At 71.3% G+C, this 17,632-nt stretch carries 14 protein-coding genes; 7 read left to right on the top strand and 7 right to left on the bottom strand.

Features of this window, described 5'->3' with window-relative positions:
* Positions 1-20 precede the first annotated feature (20 nt).
* A complete protein-coding gene (locus tag ACZBH1_RS06330; protein ID WP_463645837.1) occupies positions 21-1,214 on the top strand; it encodes a hypothetical protein in 1,194 nt (397 codons plus the stop codon).
* Positions 1,215-1,457: 243 nt separating this feature from the next.
* On the opposite strand, the gene exaC is transcribed toward ACZBH1_RS06330, so the two are convergent.
* From exaC to ACZBH1_RS06310, 4 genes are all read right to left on the bottom strand, one after another.
* On the bottom strand, positions 1,458-3,008 hold the full coding sequence (gene exaC / locus ACZBH1_RS06325; protein ID WP_378879261.1) for an acetaldehyde dehydrogenase ExaC: 1,551 nt from the start codon (positions 3,006-3,008) through the stop codon (positions 1,458-1,460).
* A 109-nt stretch (positions 3,009-3,117) separates the two neighbouring features.
* Positions 3,118-4,467, bottom strand: a complete 1,350-nt coding sequence (locus ACZBH1_RS06320; protein ID WP_463645836.1) for a GAF domain-containing protein — start codon at positions 4,465-4,467, stop codon at positions 3,118-3,120.
* A gap of 61 nt (positions 4,468-4,528) precedes the next feature.
* A complete protein-coding gene (locus ACZBH1_RS06315) occupies positions 4,529-5,956 on the bottom strand; it encodes a CCA tRNA nucleotidyltransferase (RefSeq protein ID WP_463645835.1) in 1,428 nt (475 codons plus the stop codon).
* A 40-nt stretch (positions 5,957-5,996) separates the two neighbouring features.
* Positions 5,997-7,526, bottom strand: coding sequence for a DUF7059 domain-containing protein (locus tag ACZBH1_RS06310; protein WP_463645834.1), 1,530 nt, complete (start codon positions 7,524-7,526; stop codon positions 5,997-5,999).
* Between the two features lie 163 nt (positions 7,527-7,689).
* Here ACZBH1_RS06310 and ACZBH1_RS06305 point away from each other — a divergent pair, with 163 nt between their 5' ends.
* From ACZBH1_RS06305 to ACZBH1_RS06285, 5 genes are all read left to right on the top strand, one after another.
* Positions 7,690-9,957 carry a DUF6049 family protein gene (locus ACZBH1_RS06305; RefSeq protein ID WP_463645833.1) on the top strand — a complete coding sequence of 756 codons (2,268 nt, stop codon included), beginning with the start codon at positions 7,690-7,692 and terminating at the stop codon, positions 9,955-9,957.
* Positions 9,954-11,567, top strand: coding sequence for a murein biosynthesis integral membrane protein MurJ (gene murJ / locus ACZBH1_RS06300; RefSeq protein ID WP_463645832.1), 1,614 nt, complete (start codon positions 9,954-9,956; stop codon positions 11,565-11,567). Before ACZBH1_RS06305 ends, murJ begins: the two co-directional genes overlap by 4 nt.
* A 150-nt stretch (positions 11,568-11,717) precedes the next feature.
* Positions 11,718-12,704 (top strand): thioredoxin-disulfide reductase, encoded by a 987-nt coding sequence (trxB, locus tag ACZBH1_RS06295; RefSeq protein WP_336394021.1) that lies wholly within the window; start codon positions 11,718-11,720, stop codon positions 12,702-12,704.
* 19 nt (positions 12,705-12,723) lie between these two features.
* Entirely contained in the window at positions 12,724-13,116 is a 393-nt protein-coding gene (gene trxA / locus ACZBH1_RS06290; protein WP_336394020.1) for a thioredoxin, read from the top strand.
* Between the two features lie 211 nt (positions 13,117-13,327).
* Positions 13,328-13,744 (top strand): YciI family protein, encoded by a 417-nt coding sequence (locus tag ACZBH1_RS06285; protein WP_378879278.1) that lies wholly within the window; start codon positions 13,328-13,330, stop codon positions 13,742-13,744.
* 9 nt (positions 13,745-13,753) lie between these two features.
* Here the strand turns inward: ACZBH1_RS06285 and ACZBH1_RS06280 are convergent, their stop codons facing one another.
* Positions 13,754-14,101 carry a tryptophan synthase subunit alpha gene (locus ACZBH1_RS06280; RefSeq protein WP_378879281.1) on the bottom strand — a complete coding sequence of 116 codons (348 nt, stop codon included), beginning with the start codon at positions 14,099-14,101 and terminating at the stop codon, positions 13,754-13,756.
* A gap of 62 nt (positions 14,102-14,163) precedes the next feature.
* Here ACZBH1_RS06280 and ACZBH1_RS06275 point away from each other — a divergent pair, with 62 nt between their 5' ends.
* Positions 14,164-15,423: an RNA polymerase sigma factor gene (locus tag ACZBH1_RS06275; protein ID WP_463645831.1), complete on the top strand. Its 1,260-nt coding sequence runs from the start codon at positions 14,164-14,166 to the stop codon at positions 15,421-15,423.
* 4 nt (positions 15,424-15,427) lie between these two features.
* Here ACZBH1_RS06275 and ACZBH1_RS06270 read toward each other — a convergent pair whose 3' ends face one another.
* Both ACZBH1_RS06270 and ACZBH1_RS06265 read right to left on the bottom strand, forming a co-directional pair.
* Complete coding sequence (locus tag ACZBH1_RS06270; RefSeq protein WP_463645830.1) at positions 15,428-16,375, bottom strand: ParB/RepB/Spo0J family partition protein; 948 nt, start codon at positions 16,373-16,375, stop codon at positions 15,428-15,430.
* On the bottom strand, positions 16,375-17,310 hold the full coding sequence (locus ACZBH1_RS06265) for a ParA family protein (RefSeq protein ID WP_378879288.1): 936 nt from the start codon (positions 17,308-17,310) through the stop codon (positions 16,375-16,377). Before ACZBH1_RS06265 ends, ACZBH1_RS06270 begins: the two co-directional genes overlap by 1 nt.
* Between the last annotated feature and the right edge of the window lie 322 nt (positions 17,311-17,632).

Below are 17,632 nucleotides of genomic sequence, written 5' to 3'. Positions count from 1 at the left end.
GCCGCCGGTACCGTGGTCGGGTGAGCGATCCCTCCGCTGCCCGCTCGGCGACGACGTATCCCTTCGATGCGCGTCCGCTCGTGGAGCCCGTGCCGCACGGCGCGCCCCGTGCCTTCGCCGACGAGCTTCGCCGCACCGGCCGGCTCCCGGGGTCGGGGAGCAGCCCGTTCGTCGCCATCGTCCTCGGCGCCGTCTTCCTCATCGTGTTCGGCTCGGTCGCGCTGACGATCGTGTCGACCGTCGTGGGGGCGCTGTCGTCGGGCATCAGCGGCGGTGGCGGACTGGGCGTGCTGTTCGCGCTGTTCCCCCTGATCGTGCTGGGCGTGATCGCCGCCCTCGCGATCACGCTCTTCGTCCGCGGCACTCGCGGCAGGCAGGAGCGCATGTACCGGTTCGACCGGTTCGCGCGCGCCAACGGGATGACGTACCTGCCGGCGCTGGACGGCCCCGGCCTGCCGGGCATGATCTTCTCGATCGGCAGCTCACGGCAGGCGAGGGACCTCATCCGCGGCGACGTCCCCCGCTTCGTCGAGTTCGGGAATCACCGCTACACGACCGGCTCGGGCAAGAACCGGCAGACCCACCACTGGGGCTACGTCGCGGTCAAGCTCGACACCCCGCTGCCGCACATCGTGCTGGACGCGACGAGCAACAACTCGCTGTTCGGCTCGAACCTGCCGATGACGATCGACCGCGACCAGCGCCTCAGTCTCGAGGGCGACTTCGACCGCTACTTCGCGCTCTACTGCCCCGCGGACTACGAGCGCGACGCCCTCTACCTCTTCACGCCCGACATCATGGCGCGCTTCATCGACAACGCCGCCGCGCTCGACGTCGAGATCGTCGACGACTGGCTCTTCCTGTACGCCAAGCGCGACTTCTCGACTCGCGACCCCGCCACGTGGGCGTGGCTGTTCTCGGTGGTCGGCGCGCTGCTGGACAAGCTCGCGCAGTGGGCGCGGTGGCGGGACGAGCGCTTGGCGGCGGATGCCTCGACCCAGGGCGCTGCGACCGCCGCGGGCGGCGCGGACCACGCCGGCGCGGCATCCGCCGTTCCCTTCACGCCGCCGCTCGAGTCGCTGCGGCCGCCGCCGGGCGTCGCCCCCGAGGGACGCCGTCTGCAGCGCGGGATCCCGTGGGTGTCGATCGTCGTCGGCGGTGTCGTCGTGGTGCTGTGGATCCTCTCCCGCCTCGGCGGCTCGTTCTTCCCCTGAATCACGGGCCTCCCGGAAGCAAGGAATCATGCACGCATTCACCGAGCAGGACATTCGCGCGTCCTTCGTCAACGCCGAGTAACCGCGTACTCGGCGAGATCGCACGCTATCGGCGCCGATGGCGTGGTCATTCGCCGAGTAACCGCGATCTCGACGGGGGCGGGCCGGAAGGCCGGTGACGAACATGCCGCCGGGACGACCCGGGCGGCGCGTGGGGCGCTCCGCCCGGGTCTGCGGGGAGGATCAGAAGAAGCCCATCGCCCCGTCGGCATACGACACCAGCAGGTTCTTCGTCTGCTGGTAGTGGTCGAGCATCTTGAGGTGGTTCTCGCGCCCGATGCCGGACTGCTTGTAGCCGCCGAACGCCGCGTGCGCGGGGTACTGGTGGTACGTGTTCGTCCAGACGCGGCCGGCCTCGATCGCGCGTCCGGCGCGGTACGCGGTGTCGCCCGAGCGGCTCCACACCCCCGCACCGAGGCCGTAGAGGGTGTCGTTGGCGATCGAGATGGCGTCGTCGAAGTCGTCGAAGGAGGTCACCGAGACGACGGGTCCGAAGATCTCCTCCTGGAAGATCCGCATGTCGTTCGTGCCCTCGAACACCGTGGGGGCGACGTAGAAGCCGTCCGAGAGGTCGCCGCCGAGGTCCACGCGCTCACCGCCGGCGAGCAGCTTCGCGCCACCCTGCTTGCCGATGTCGATGTAGCTCAGGATCTTGTCCAACTGGTCGTTGGACGCCTGAGCGCCGATCATCGTCGCGGGGTCCAGCGGGTTGCCCTGCACGATCTTCGACACCCGCTCGAGGCCGTCGCCGAGGAAGCGGTCGTAGATCGAGCGCTGGATGAGGGCGCGCGACGGGCAGGTGCACACCTCACCCTGGTTGAGCGCGAAGAAGGTGAAGCCCTCGAGCGCCTTGTCGTAGTAGCCGTCGTCAGTGGAGCGGGCGACGTCCTCGAAGAAGACGTTCGCGCTCTTGCCGCCGAGCTCGAGCGTCACCGGGATGAGGTTCTGCGACGCGTACTGCATGATGAGCCGGCCCGTCGTGGTCTCGCCGGTGAAGGCGACCTTGCGGATGCGCTTGTGCTGCGCGAGCGGCGCGCCCGCCTCGATGCCGAAGCCGTTCACGATGTTCACGACGCCCGCGGGGAGCAGGTCGCCGATGATGTCGAAGAGGAAGAGGATCGACGCCGGCGTCTGCTCGGCGGGTTTCAGGACGACGCAGTTGCCCGCGGCGAGCGCGGGAGCGAGCTTCCACGTGGCCATCAGGATGGGGAAGTTCCACGGGATGATCTGGCCCACCACCCCGAGCGGCTCGTGGAAGTGGTACGCCACCGTGTCTTCGTCGAGCTGGCTGAGCGAGCCCTCCTGCGCCCGCAGGACGCCGGCGAAGTAGCGGAAGTGGTCGACGGCGAGCGGAATGTCGGCGGCCAGGGTCTCGCGCACCGGCTTGCCGTTCTCCCAGGTCTCGGCGACGGCGATCCGTTCGAGGTTCTGCTCGATGCGGTCGGCGATCTTGTTGAGGATCACGGCGCGCTCGGCGGGCGTCGTGCGCTTCCACGACTCGAACGCCTTGTACGCGACGTCCACCGCGCGGTCGATGTCCTCGACCGTGCCGCGGCCGACCTCGGTGAACGGCTTGCCGTTGACAGGGCTGATGTTCTCGAAGTACTGGCCCTTGATCGGCTCGACCCACTCGCCGCCGATGTAGTGGCCGTAGCGGGGGCGGTAGTCGGCGATCGAGCCGCGCTGCCCGGGAGCGGCGTAGATGCTCGAGACGCCCTCTTCGACGATGGTCATGATGGTCTCCTTCGACGCTGTCCGCGACGGTCGTCGTCGCGATGGGTCGAAGGTAGGCCGGGCCAGGTTGCACAACGTTGCGCGACCCCGAGCAAGGCGCAGCGGGCGGCTACTCGTCGGACTCGAGCTTCTCGATGCGGGCGACCAGCCCCGCGCGCCGGGGAGAGCGGGGAGGCAGCATCGAGAGGCAGAGCCGCAGCAGCTCGACGTCGCCGGCGGCGGCATCCGTCTCGGCGAATGCGAGCAGGACGTCGACGGATGCCTCCGCCATCAGCGCCTCGCGCAGCGCCGTGCGGACGGTCTCGCGGAACTCCTCCACACCGGGCGCGACCGAGTCGGGGAGCACGTCGCCGCGGTATGCCGCGAGGGCGACCCGGTGCGCGCCACGATCGAGGAGCGACAGCAGCTGGTGGGCGTCGGTCTCGACCTCGACGCCGAGCCGGTACGGGCGGGATTCGGGCACGAGGGCGGGAGCTGTCTGCGCGAGCGCCCTGCGCAGCCGCACCATCTCGGCACGGAGCGTCACCGAGCCCTCCGGATCGCCGTAGACGAGTTCGCCGAGGCGCTCGGCCGACAGGCCCTGCCGGTGCACGGCGAGCATGAGCAGCAGCTCGGCGTGCCGCGGGCCGAGCTCCGACAGGGTCTGGACACCCTCGCCGACCACCTCGAGCAGCGCCCGATCCCGCCCGAGCACGCGGAGGGTCGCCCGCGTCGGCTCAGGGCGCCGTGTCGGCGTGCGGCGGGCCCCCCGCGTCGATTCGGGAGCGTGACGAACGGCCGCGCGCTCGCGCAGGCGTGCCACCAGCAGCTCTCCCTCGATGGCGCGGGCCGTCGCGTCCACGAGGAGCTGGGCCTGCGGGGTCACCGCCTCCACGCCCCCGGTGACGTCGATGACGCCGAGGATGCGGCGCGTCTCGGGGTCGTGGACGGGCGCCGCCGTGCACGACCACGGCTGCACCAGCCGGTTGAAGTGCTCCGCGCCGCTGATCTGCACCGACCGGTCGAGCGTGAGCGCCGTCCCGGGCGCGGCGGTGCCCACCGCGTCCTCCGACCAGTTCGCGCCCTCGACGAAGCCCATCGCTCCGGTGAGGCTGCGGACGTGCCGGTCGCCCTCCACCCACAGCAGCCGTCCCGCCGCATCGCCCACGGCCACGACGACGCCCGATTCGGATGCCTCGCCGGGCAGCAGCAGCCCGCGCACCATGTCGATCACCCCGGCGAGCGGGTGGGCGCGCCGGTAGGCCTCGAGCTCGTCGGCCGTCAGATCGAGCGGCGGGAGGGCCTCCGCCGCGACCAGGCCCTCGAGCGAGCGGCGCCACGACTCGCGCACGAGGGCGCGGACGTCGCGCAGGCGCTCGTCTCCCGCGTTGCCGGCGACGAGCTCCTCATGGGCGCGCTCGATGAGCAGGCGTGAGGTCTCGGGCGACACCTCCCGTCGCTGCGACCACGGTGAGGACACGGCGGCTCCGATCGACGTCGGGGAGCGTGCGTCCAGTGTAGGGGCAGGGTCGACCGCCGGTTCAGGCCCGCGCGGCCCACCATTCCCGCAGGCGCCGCTCGGCCTCGGCCTCGCCCACGATCCCCTCGTCCAGCCGCAGGTCGAGCAGGAAGCGGTACGCCTCGCCGACCTCGCGGCCCGGGCCGATGCCCAGCACCTGCTGGATGCGGTTGCCGTCGAGCTCGGGACGCATCGCCTCGAGCTCCTCCTGCGCGGCGAGCTCGTCGATGCGGCGCTCGATGTCGTCGTATGCGCGGGCCAGCCGTGTCGCCTTCTTGACGTTGCGGGTGGTGACGTCCGCCCGAGTGAGGATGTGGAGACGTTCGAGCTCGGCGTCCGCGTCGCGCACGTACCGGCGCACGGCGGAGTCGGTCCACGCGCCCTCGGAATAGCCGAAGAAGCGCAGGTGCAGCTCGATGAGCCGGGTCACGGCAGCGATGGTGGCCGAGTCGAAGCGCAGCGCCTGAAGCCGCTTGCGCGCCATCCGGGCGCCCTTGATGTCGTGGTGGTAGAACGTCACCCCGCCGCCGGGCTCGAGGCGCCGCGTCGCCGGCTTGCCGATGTCGTGGAGGAGCGCCGCCAGCCGCAGCGGCACGTCGGGCGCGGCATCCGGATGCCGTGTCTTCTCCAGATCGATGGCCTGCCGCAGCACCGTCAGCGAATGCTCGTAGACGTCCTTGTGGTGGTGGTGCTCGTCCACCTCGAGCTGCAGCGCCGGGACCTCGGGAAGGAACTCGTTCATGAGACCGGTCTGCACGAGCAGGCGGATGCCGCGCACCGGGTCGTCGGTCGCCAGCAGGCGGGCCAGCTCGCCCTGGATGCGCTCGGGGCTCACGATCTCGAGCGTCTGGCGCAGCTCGGCCATGGCCGACACGGTGGCGTCGTCAACCTCGAAGCCGAGCTGCGACGCGAAGCGCGCGGCGCGGAGCATGCGCAGCGGATCGTCGCCGAAGCTGACGTGGGGATCGGTCGGCGTCCGCAGCACGCCGCGCACCAGATCCTCGACGCCGCCCGTCGGGTCGATGAGCGTCTGGCCGGGCACGTGCAGCGCCATCGCGTTCACGGTGAAGTCGCGACGCAGGAGGTCGCCGTCGATCGTGTCGCCGAACTCGACCGTGGGCTTGCGGGTGACGCCGTCGTAGCTGTCGGCGCGGTACGTGGTGATCTCGACCTGTTCGCCGTGCACGCGCGCACCGATCGTGCCGAACGCGCGGCCGATGTCCCACTGCGCCGTCGACACGGGGGTGACGATCCGCAGGATGTCATCCGGCCGCGCATCGGTGGTGAAGTCGAGGTCGTTGGTGGTGCGGCCCAGCAGCGCGTCGCGCACGGGCCCGCCGACGATGGCGAGGTCGAACCCGGCGTCGGAAAAGGCGCGGGCGAGCGCGGCGACAACGGGGGATTCGGCGAGCGCGCCGAGGCGCGCGATGCCCTCGGCCATGTTGAGCATGGGTTCCAGCCTACCGAGCGCGTCCTCTCCCGCCGCGCGGTCAGCCGCCGGGGGCGAACCGCAGGAAGCCCGTGAACAGCAGCTCGCGCACGCGCGGCAGCAGATCCGCGCGCAGGGCGCCGGCGTCGACCTCGAGCAGCTCGGCGATCGCGTCGATCAGCACCCCGACGGGCAGGTCCCCGTCGCACGCACCGACGAGTGCGGCGAGACCGGGGTCGACCCCGAGAGCCCGCCCGAACCCACCGCCCTGCCGCAGCTCGATGATCGTGGGGTCGTCGGCGCCGGGGAGGTGGTGGCGGGCCTCGGTGACATCGGGCGCCACCAGGAGGACGGATGCCGCGAGCGCGACGTCGTCGAGGGTGCCGAGGCGGTCGTGCGCGTCGAGCGCTGCCGCGAGGTGAGCGCCGAGGCCGTCGCCGGCGAGCGCGGCGTGGAGCGTCTCGTAACGGGAGAGGGTCGGCACGCCGTCGAGCGGCCGCCGCAGGAGAAGGTAACCGAAGCCCACCTCGGTCACGCCGCGCGCGCCGAAGTCGTCGAGCCACGCGTCGACGAGGCGCGCGAAGCCCGGCGTGCCGGGAAGCGTCCCGCCGTCGCGCACCCAGAGCTCGGCGTACGACAGCGGGTCCAGTCGCTCGCGCTCCACGACCCAGGCGTCCAGCGGCACGGGCGAGGACTCGATCCACCCGCGCACGCGGTCCAGGCCCGCGATGCGGTCGCGGGTCTCCCAGTTGCCCAGCAGCTGTGCGACACCGCCGGGTGCGAGGTGGCGGCCGACCCCTGAGACGAAGGCCGCCACGAGGTCGTCGCCCACCATGCCGCCGTCGCGGTACTCGTACGCCGGCACGTCGGCGACGCGCGGCGTGATGACGAAGGGCGGATTGGACACGACCCGGTCGAACAGCTCCCCCTCGACCGGCGCGAACAGGCTTCCCTGCCGCACCTCGATGCCGTCCACGCCGTTGAGCAGCGCGTTCAGCCGCGTGAACGCGAGGGCGCGCGCAGAGATGTCGGTGGCGACGACGTGGTCGACGTGGGCGCGGGCGCGCAGCGCCTGGATGCCGCATCCGGCGCCGATGTCCAGTCCCCGCGCCGCCGGCGTGGGCAGCTGCAGGCCCGCCAGGGTCAGCGACGCGCCGCCCACCCCGAGCACGTGGTCCTCGGGGAGCGGCCCGCCGAGCGCCGCCTCGTCGAGATCGCTCGCGACCCACCACTGGCCGGATCCCGTCTCGTCGGCGTACGACTGCGGCCGCACCAGCGCCAACGGGCGCACCTCGCCGCCCTCCGCCGACGCGAGCCCCAGCCGGGTCAGGCCCTCGACGCCGGTGCGGACGAGTGCACGATCGACGGATGCCGCAGCCTGCGGCATCCCGAGCACCAGAAGCCTGCCCAGCACGGCCAGCGGATCCTCGCGGTCCCCCAGCCCGCGCGACGCCGGCGAGCGCAGCCCCCGCGCGATCGCGTCATCCGCGGCCTGCCCCCACGCATCCCGCAGCGCCTCGGCGGTGAACCCCGCGTCGCGCAGGTCGGCGGCGAGGTCGCGGCAGCGGGCGGGATCCGGTTCGCGCAGCATCCGACCATTCAACCGCGCGAGCGGGCCGCCGTCGTGCCGCCGTCCGCGGCACGTGACGCCGGTGCGGCCCGGCATCCGGCGGGCTCGGAGGCACGGACCGTAGAATCGCAGTCGATCGTGCGGTCAGGACATCGCACAGGAGCGAACCCCCGACAGGATGATCGTGACCCAACCGCGAGCACTGCGGCGCACGCCTCGCCGCGCACAGCGCCTCGTGACCGCCGCCGTCGCCGCGCTGGCCGTGCTCGCGACCCTCCTGCTGCCGGCCCCGTCCCTCGCCGCACCGTCCCCCGAGCCCACGCCCACCCCCACGTCGGCCGTGCCGCCCGGGACGACGGCGTTCACGCTCTCTCCGCTTGCGAACGGCGTCGTGCGAGCCGGCGAGTCGCTGAGCGTCTCGATCTCGCTGCAGAACGGCACGGCCGCCGACCTGGCGCCGGTCGACGTCACGCTCTCGCTCGGCACCGCTCCGCTGGCCGACCGCACCGCGCTCACGAGGTGGCTCGAGGGCGGTGCGCCGAATGCCTCGCTGCAGCCGGTCGCCACCACGTCGACCGGGACCGTGGCGCCGGGGTCGTTCCAGGTGCGCGGGGTGACCGTCCCGGCGGACGATCCGGCACTCGCGGACCGCGCCCCGGGCGTCTACCCCCTCTCGGCGTCGTACGAGGACGCCTCCGGCACGGTGACCTCGGTGAGCGTCATGATCGTGCCCCCGGCCGAGGCGGCCAACGTCGGACTCGGCGTGATCGTCCCCATCACCGCAGGCCCCCTCCGCGCAGGGCTGTTGACGGCCGATGAGCTGGCGGTGCTGACCGGCCCCGACGGCAGCCTGACCGATCAGCTCGACGCCGTGCGAGGCACCCAGGCGATCCTCGCGGTCGATCCGGCGGTGCCCGCCTCGATCCGCGTGCTCGGAACGTCGGCGCCCGAGTCGGCCGCGGAGTGGCTCGCCGAGCTCGAGAGCATGCAGAACTCGCGCTTCGCGCTGCAGTTCGGCGACGCGGACGTCACCCCCCAGCTGCAGGCCGACCTCCCCCGCCTCCTCGCACCCACGTCGTTCCGGGCCTACATGTCCCCGTCGGACTTCGCGGACGTCACCCCCAGCCCGACCCCCACGCCGACACCGACGCCCGGCGACCCTACCGCCGCGACTCCGACGCCGACCGCGCCGCCGGGACCAGCGCTGCCGAGCACCGATGAGCTCCTGGACATCGGGCCCGCCGCGCGGGCAGGCGTCTTCTGGCCGGCCGACGGCACCGCCGACGCCGACGTCGTGGCGCAGCTCGGCGAGATCCCGACCGACGGCGGCGTGCCCTCGATCACGGTGATCCCGTCCGCGACGACCGAGCCGGGAGCCGCCGGGCGCACCGTCGCCGCCCACGGCGTCGTCGGCGAGTCCGAGGTGCTCGTCTACGACAGCGACGTCTCGACGGCGCTCGACGAGGCGTCGCGCAGCGAGGAGTCCTGGCTGCGCGGCGCCCCGCTGTCGGCCGCCACCGCCTACCTCGCGTTCGCCACGGCCGATACGCAGGGTCCCGTGCTGGTCACCCTCGGCCGCGGGGACGACCGCTCGCGCGTGGGGATGGAGGCGGCTATCTCCGCCGCCGTCACCGCGCCCGATGTGCTGCCCCGCAGCCTGCCGGCGGTGACCACGAGCGCCTCGGACGAGATCGCGCTGACCGGCGTCGAGCCGTCCACCGAGCGCGCGGCGGCCGCGGCGACCCTCGTCGCCGACGAGGGCGAGCTCGGCCGGTTCGCGACCATCCTGGACGAGCCCTCACTGCTCAACGGCCCGGAGCGCAACGAGATCCTCCAGCTCCTCGGCGTCGCCTGGGTCGGCGACCCCGACTGGGCCGCCGCCATCGCTGAGCACCGCGAGCAGACCAGGACGACGCTCGGGTCGGTCGCGCTGCTCCCCACGGTTCCGAACGACCTCTACGGATCGAACGCCTCGCTGCGCTTCTGGGTGCGCAACGACCTGCCGTATCCCGTCAACCTCGTGCTCTACACGACACGCGACAACCTGCGGCTCGACGTGCAGAACGAGACGCCCGTCGTCGCCACCGCGCAGAGCAACACGCGCGTGGAGGTCCCGGTGCAGGCGCGGGTGGGACGCGGCGAGGTCACCCTCACGCTGCAGCTGCGCAGCCCGGCCTTCGTCGCGATCGGCGAGCCCGAGTCGGTCGAGGTCAACGTGTGGGCCGACTGGGAGGGCGTCGGCATCGGGGCCCTCGCCGTGCTCGTCGGAGCGCTGCTGATCATGGGGATCGTCCGCACGGTGCTCCGCGTGCGTCGCCGCCGGCGCGGGACGGATGCCGACATCGCCGTCCCGGCCGACACCGCCGTCCCGGCCGATACCGCCGTCCCGGCGCAGCCCGGCCCCGACGGCGCGGTGGAAGAGCCGCAGCCCCGCGAGGAGACGAAGCCGTGAGCGGGATCGGGCGCGCGAGTGTGCTCATCGGCGCGGGCACGGTCGTGTCGCGCCTGACGGGCTTCCTCCGCGCGGTCGTCCTGGTGTCGGCGGTGGGCGCGACGACAGCGGGCGGCAACGCCTTCGCCGTCGCGAACCAGCTGCCCAACAACATCTACGCCATCATCTCGACGGGTCTTCTGAGCGCCGTCGTCGTGCCGCAGATCGTCAAGGCCGCCGCCCATGACGACGGCGGGCGGGCGTTCGTCTCCAAGCTGTTCACCCTCGGCACCGTGGTGCTCCTCGGCACGACGCTGGTGGCGACCGCGGCGGCGCCCTGGCTGGTCGCGCTCTACGCGCCGGCGTTCCCTCCCGAGCAGCAGGCGCTGGCGACCGCCTTCGCCTACTGGTGCCTGCCGCAGATCCTCTTCTACGGGCTGTTCGCGCTCGTCGGCGAGTCCCTCAACGCGCGACGGGTCTACGGGCCGTACACGTGGGCGCCGATCGTCAACAACCTCGTCTCCATCGCCGGCTTCGTGGCCTTCATCTGGCTGTTCGGTCCGGCCGGGAGCTCCACGCAGTGGACGCCCGTGATGATCGCGGTGCTCGCGGGCACCGCGACCCTCGGCATCGTGGTGCAGACCGCGATCCTGTTCGCGTTCTGGCGCAAGACGGGCCTGCACGTGCGTCCCGACTTCGGGTGGCGCGGCGTCGGGCTCGGCCAGATCGGCCGGCTGGCCGGCTGGACCTTCCTCATGGTGCTCGCGGGCCAGCTCGCCGGCATCGTGCAGTCCCAGGTGATGTCGCGCATCCCCGAAGGCGACCCCGGCGTCTTCGTGGCCGGCAACGCCTGGCTGCTGTTCATGCTCCCGTACTCGATCATCGTGCTCTCGATCGGGACGCCGTACTTCACCCAGCTCAGCGAGCACGCCGCGGCGGGACGCGACGAGGACGTCCGGGGTGACATCGGCCGCAGCATCCGCACCCTCGGGCTCTTCGTGGTGGGTGCGACGGCGGCGCTCGGAGTCGCCGCGATCCCGGCATCCCGCATCTTCACCGACAGTCCGGACGAGGCGGTCGCGGCATGCGCGGTCCTGCTGTGCTACCTCATCAGCCTCATCCCGCTCGCCGTGCTGTTCGTGGTGCAGCGCACGTTCTACGCCTACGACGACACCCGCACGCCGTTCCTCTTCACGATCCTGCAGTGCACGCTCGTCGTGCTCACCGCGTGGGGGGCGCTGTGGGCGTTCACCGCGGGCGTGCTGCCGGCCTCCCGGCTGACGGCGGCCGTCGCGCTCGGGCAGTCGCTGGCGAGCGTCGTGCAGGTGATCGTCGCGACGTGGCTCCTGCACCGCCGGCTCGGAGGCATCCGGGTGGGATCCTGGATGCTGTCGCTCGGCCGGTTCGCGCTGGCCGCCGTTCCGGCCGCCGGCGCCGGCTGGCTTACCTTCCAGCTGCTGGGGGGTGTGGACGGGTGGACCGTCGCCGACAAGGTGCTCGGCGCCGTGGGTGCGGCGATCATCGGGGTCGTCGTCCTCGTGGTCTACGCGGGGTTCCTGGCGCTGCTGCGCGCGCCTGAGCTGTCCGTGGCCGTGGGCCTGGTCCGACGGTTCCTGCCGGGGCGCGGCTGAGACACCCTGCGCCTCCGGCCGGTGTAGACGTGTCGCGCCGCGTCGGCAAGGGGGAGGGCGCGGAATGCCACGCGGTTACCATGTGTTGAGGCATCCGGAAGCCCCGCTCCGTCGACGGGAGCCCGGGGTTCCACGAGGAAAGGTGCGCACGTGCGTCAGGTCATCATCATCGGTTCGGGCCCCGCGGGCTACACCGCCGCCATCTACGCCGCCCGGGCGAATCTGAGCCCGCTCGTCGTGGCGAGCTCGGTGGAGGCCGGCGGCGAGCTGATGAACACCACCGAGGTGGAGAACTTCCCCGGATTCCCCGAGGGGATCATGGGTCCCGACCTGATGGCGAAGATGCAGGAGCAGGCCGAGAAGTTCGGCGCCGAGGTGCTGTACGACGACGTCGTCTCGCTCGACGTCGACGGCGCGGTCAAGAAGATCACGCTCGGCAGCGGCGCCACGCACGAGGCCGACTCCGTGATCTTCGCCACCGGCTCCGCCCCGCGGAAGATCGGCATCGAGGGTGAGACCCGCCTGTCGGGTCGCGGCGTCTCGTACTGCGCGACGTGCGACGGCTTCTTCTTCCGCGAGCGTGTGATCGCCGTGGTGGGCGGCGGCGACTCCGCGATGGAGGAGGCCACCTTCCTCACCAAGTTCGCATCGAAGGTGTACGTCATCCACCGCCGCGACGAGCTGCGCGCGTCGAAGATCATGCAGGACCGCGCGTTCAAGAACGAGAAGATCGAGTTCATCTGGAACGCCGAGGTCGTCGACATCCTGGGCGACGAGGCGGTCAGCGGCGTCGTGCTGCAGGACACGGTCGACGGCTCCACGCGCGAGCTGCCGCTGGACGGCGTCTTCGTCGCGATCGGCTACGACCCCCGCACGCACCTCGTGCACGGCAAGCTCGAGCTGACCCCGGAGGGCACGGTCTGGGTCGACGGGCGCTCGTCGCGCACGTCGGTGCCGGGCGTCTTCGCCGCCGGCGACGTCATCGACCCCACCTACCGGCAGGCCGTCACCGCGGCGGGCAGCGGCACGGTCGCGGCCCTCGACCTCGAGCACTACCTCGCCGCTCTCGGCGAGGCGGGGGAGCCCGACGCGCACGGCGACCAGATCGCGGGGCTGCCCGAGGTGACCCCCGTCTGAACCTGGGAGTCCGGGGCACGTGGGGAACAATCCCGCCGCGGACCACGTTCAACCCCTCACGAAGACTTCCACCGAAGGAGAGAACCAGATGACCGCCAAGGCGACCACCTCCGCCACGTTCGAGCAGGACGTGCTCCAGGCTGACGGCCCGGTGCTCGTCGACTTCTGGGCCGAGTGGTGCGGGCCGTGCCGCATGGTCTCGCCCGTCCTCGACCAGATCCAGTCGGAGCACCCCGGCAAGATCACGATCCTCAAGCTGAACGTGGACGAGAACCCCGATCTCGCGATGAAGTACCAGATCACGTCGATCCCCGCGATGAAGGTGTTCAACAAGGGCCAGGTCGAGACCACGATCATCGGCGCCAAGCCGAAGTTCGCCCTCGAGCAGGATCTCGCCGCGTACATCGGCTGAGTCCCCGCTGATTTCACGAGACCCCGTCGGCTCCGGCCGGCGGGGTTTCGTCGTCTCATCCGATTCTCCGTCATATTCCGTTTTCGGAATCCGTTGACTCTGGAAAGATCTTCTCGGCCGATGTCGATCGGGGCCTCGATCGTTCGACGTACCAGGTGAAGGCCCACAAGGGCCGCCGAACGGGCGATCAGCCCCTACGAGAGGAACACCCATGCGATACATGCTCATCATGAACGTCGACGCCGCGGCCGCTGCTGCCTTCGACCCCACCACGACCGACATGGCGGCCGTCTACGCCGCCATGGGCGCGTACAACGAGGAACTGCAGAAGGCGGGCGTCTTCCTCAGCGCGGAGGGCCTTTCCGATGCCGCGGAAGGCTTCCGTGTGGACTTCGACTCCGTCCCTCCCGTGGTCACCGACGGACCCTTCGCAGAGGCTCGCGAGGTCTTCACCGGGTTCTGGATCCTCGAGGTCGCGTCGCGCGAAGAAGCGGAGCACTGGGCGCGCAAGTGCCCCCTGGGCCCCGGCACGTCCCTGGAGGTTCGTCGCGTCAACGAGATCAGCGACTTCGACCAGAGCGACGAGTGGGTCGCGAAGGAGCAGGAGTGGCGCGCCGCCAACTCCTGATGCGGCCCCTCAGTGTGCGTCGGCACGCACCGTCGCGTCCCAGCGGCGGTGCGTCTCGGTGTCCCCGAGGAGCCGCCACACGGCGCGCGTCAGCGGCGGGTAGTCCAGCGAGATCTGGCGCAGCACCCGGTAGTGCCGGCTCGCGTTCGGCAGAGCGCCGCCGTTCGCGGCGATGTTCTCGGCACGCAGGATGAGGACAACCAGCTCATCCACGGTCGGAAGCTCGTCCATGAAGTCCCACGGATCTTCTCCCGCGCGCAGCCGCTCGGTGACCAGCACCGACAGCTCGTCGGCCGCCTCGGCGCGCAGGAGCTCGAGGCTCGCGCGCCGGCGCGGGGTCTGCTCGTTGTGGGCCACCCGTCAAGGGTACGTTGCCCGGCCGACGCCGTGGCTCATTCCGCCTCGCTTACGCTGACAGAATGACCGACCACGACGAGCACGCGCGCCGGGCGGTCGAGGCCGTGTGGCGCGCGCAGTCCGCCCGCATCGTGGCTGCTCTCACCCGGCACACCGGCGAGTTCGCCTGGGCGGAGGACCTGGCCCAGGAGGCGCTCGTCGAGGCGCTCGCGGCATGGTCGAGCAGCGGCATCCCCGACAATCCCGGAGCCTGGCTCATGTCCGTCGCCAAGCGGCGCGCGATCGACGGCTGGCGTCGCCGGGAGCGCCTGGCACAGCGCGAGCCGCTCTTCGTCACCGACGCGATCGTCGCGGAGTCCGTCGACCCCGTGCCGGACCAGGCCGACCCCGACGCCATCGACGACGACGTACTGCGCCTCGTCTTCGTGGCGTGTCATCCGATCCTGCCCGCTCAGACCCGGCTCGCCCTGACCCTGCGCACGGTGGCCGGGTTGACCACCGAGCAGATCGCCCGCGCCCTGCTCATGAGCGTGCCCACCGTGCAGCAGCGCATCGTGCGCGCGAAGCGATCGCTCGCCGCGGAGCACGTGCCGTTCGAGGTTCCGGATCGCGCCGAGCGCCCGGCACGGCTGGCGAGCGTGCTGCAGGTGATCTATCTGCTGTTCACCGAGGGCTATGCCGCCGCGGACGGGGAGGGGCACATCCGCCCCGACGTCGCCCGAGAAGCCGTGCGCCTGGGACGGCAGCTCGCCGCGCTCATGCCGGGCGAGCCCGAGATCTGGTCGCTCATCGCGCTGATGGAATTCCAGTCGTCGCGGTTCGCCGCGCGGGTCGGCGCCGACGGCCTTCCGGTCACCCTCGAGGACCAGGACCGGCGCCGTTGGGACCGGTCGGCGATCGGCCGGGGCAACGACGCGATGAGAAGAGCGGATGCCGCCCCCCGCGGACTCGGCTACTACGGCGTCCAGGCCGCGATCGCCCAGTGCCATGCGGTGGCGCCGACCTTCGCCGACACGGACTGGGACCGGATCCTTCGCCTCTATGACGCACTCGCCGCGCTGGCGCCGTCAGCCGTCGTGCGGCTCAACCGCGCCGTCGCCCTCTCGATGGTCGAGGGTCCAGAGCAGGCCCTGGCCGCCGTGGACGCCCTCGAGCCGGAGCTGGCCGGCTTCCGCCCGTTCGCGGCGGTGCGGGCCGAGCTTCTCCAGCGGATGGGACGACCGGATGCCGCGGCCGCCGCGTTCCTGGACGCCGCCGGCCTTCCGGGCAACGACGCCGAGGCCGCTCTGCTGCGACGCCGGGCCGCCGCGCTCGGCGCGTGAGGCGTCAGTTGTCGCCGTATCCCGTCTCGCCGAGCTCGGCCAGGATGCGGTTCAGATCCTGGATGCTCGCGAAATCAATGTTGATCTGGCCTTTCTTGGCGGTCAGCGAGATCTTGACGCGGGTGTTGAGGCGGTCACCGAGCCGCTCGGCGACGTCATCGAGGTGCGCACGGCGGGAGCCGGCCTGCGGTTTCACCGCGCGCGTGGGGGAGGCATCCGGAAGCTTCGCGGCGGCCTCGGCGGCACGCACCGAGAGGTCTTCGTTCACGATCTTGTCGGCGAGACGCTGCATCGACGCCGGGTCCTCGAGCGAGAGGATGGCGCGCGCGTGGCCGGCGGTGAGGACACCGCCGGCGACGCGCTGCTGCACCGGCATCGGCAGCTTGAGCAGGCGGATCGTGTTGCTGATCTGGGGACGCGAACGCCCGATGCGGGTCGCCAGCTCCTCCTGGGTGATGCCGAAGTCCTCGAGCAGCTGCTGGTACGCCGACGCCTCTTCGAGGGGGTTGAGCTCGGAGCGGTGCAGGTTCTCGAGGAGCGCGTCGCGCAGGAGGTGCTCGTCGGCCGTGTCGCGGACGATCGCGGGGATCGACGTCAGTCCCGCCTCGCGCGCGGCACGGGTGCGGCGCTCACCCATGATGAGCTCGTACTCGCCGTTTTCGTTGGTGCGCACGACGACGGGCTGGAGCACGCCGAACTCACGGACACTGTGGACGAGCTCGGCGAAGTGCTGGGGGTCGAAGTTGGTGCGGGGCTGACGCGGGTTGGGAACGATCGCGTGCGGGTCGATGTGCGCGAGGCGTGCGCCCGGCACGTCGACCAGGTCTTCCTCGATCTCCTCGACCGCGACGGGCCGGGGGAAGAACACGTCCGCGGGGCGCTCCTCGACCTGCTCGTTGGTCGGGATCAGTGCACCGATTCCACGTCCGAGTCCCGTGCGCTTCGCAGCCATCAGGCGTCCTCTTCTTCCTCGTTCGAGGCGCTGTCGCGCCGGATGATCTCCACGGCCGCTTCACGGTACGCGATCGCGCCGGCGGACTGACCGTCGTAGGCGATGACGGTCTGGCCGAAGCTCGGCGCCTCGGAGACGCGTACGGAGCGGGGGATGACGGTTTGCAGCACTTCGCGGGGGAAGTGCTGACGCACCTCGTCGGCGACCTGCTGGGCGAGGCGGGTGCGGCCGTCGTACATAGTGAGCATGATCGTCGATAGATGCAGCCGCGGGTTCAGGTGCTTCTGGATCATTCGCACGGTGCCGAGCAGCTGGCTGAGTCCCTCCAGCGCGTAGTACTCGCACTGGATCGGGATCAGCAGCTCGCCGGCGGCGGTGAAGGCGTTGATCGTGAGCAATCCCAGCGACGGGGGGCAGTCGATGAGGATGAAGTCGAGGCGCTCCTGGAGGGTATCGAGGTACTCCTCGACGGCCGTGCGAAGCCGGTGCTCGCGGGCGACCTGCGAGACGAGTTCGATCTCTGCGCCGGCGAGATGGATGGTGCTCGGGGCGCACAGCAGGTTCGGCGACTCAGGGCTGACCTGCACGATGTCGGCGAGCGGGAACTCGTCGATCAGCACGTCGTACACGCTGGGCGTCTCAGCGGTGTGCGGAACGCCGAGAGCCGTGGAGGCATTTCCCTGCGGATCGAGGTCGATCACGAGCACGCGTGCGCCCCGGTCGGCGAGTGCGGCGGCGAGATTGACGGTGGTCGTGGTCTTTCCCACGCCGCCCTTCTGGTTCGACACCGTCAGCACGCGGGTGCGGCCGGAGAGCTGGACGTCTGTTGCTTCCAGGACCTTCCGGCGAGCGGAGAGATCTGCGATTTCCCGGGCGATCGGTGAGTCGTCGAACGAGAAGGATGCCGGAGCTTCGGTCTCGTCGGGCTGTTTCACGTGAAACACTCTCCCTTTCGCGAGCCGGTGAACAACGCCTTCCACTCTATCCCGAGCCACCCCCGCCGCCTTCCGCGACGTCCCATTCCGGGCCTTCGCTCCCCGATGTTTCACGTGAAAACACCGCGTTCGCCCGTCGAGCAGCGAGGACCGAGCGTATCGAGACCCACCCGCCCCCCGCCGGTCGAGTAGCGAGGACCGAGCGTATCGAGACCCTCAACTCTTCCCCCGAGGAAGACGCGCGTATCGAGACCCTCAACTCTTTCTCCGCCGGTCGAGTAGCGAGGAACGAGCGTATCGAGACCCCCCGACCCCGGAATGG

The organism is Microbacterium sp. ZXT2-5 (assembly GCF_055329545.1).
This window is presented reverse-complemented; position numbering and strand designations above follow the sequence as displayed.

Coding starts and splice junctions, on each gene's coding strand:
- ACZBH1_RS06285 (WP_378879278.1), top strand. CDS start 13,328: ATGCGATACATGCTCATCATGAACGTCGACGCCGCGGCCGCTGCTGCC.
- ACZBH1_RS06275 (WP_463645831.1), top strand. CDS start 14,164: ATGACCGACCACGACGAGCACGCGCGCCGGGCGGTCGAGGCCGTGTGG.
- exaC (WP_378879261.1), bottom strand. CDS start 3,008: ATGACCATCGTCGAAGAGGGCGTCTCGAGCATCTACGCCGCTCCCGGG.
- ACZBH1_RS06270 (WP_463645830.1), bottom strand. CDS start 16,375: ATGGCTGCGAAGCGCACGGGACTCGGACGTGGAATCGGTGCACTGATC.
- ACZBH1_RS06310 (WP_463645834.1), bottom strand. CDS start 7,526: ATGCTGCGCGAACCGGATCCCGCCCGCTGCCGCGACCTCGCCGCCGAC.
- ACZBH1_RS06315 (WP_463645835.1), bottom strand. CDS start 5,956: ATGCTCAACATGGCCGAGGGCATCGCGCGCCTCGGCGCGCTCGCCGAA.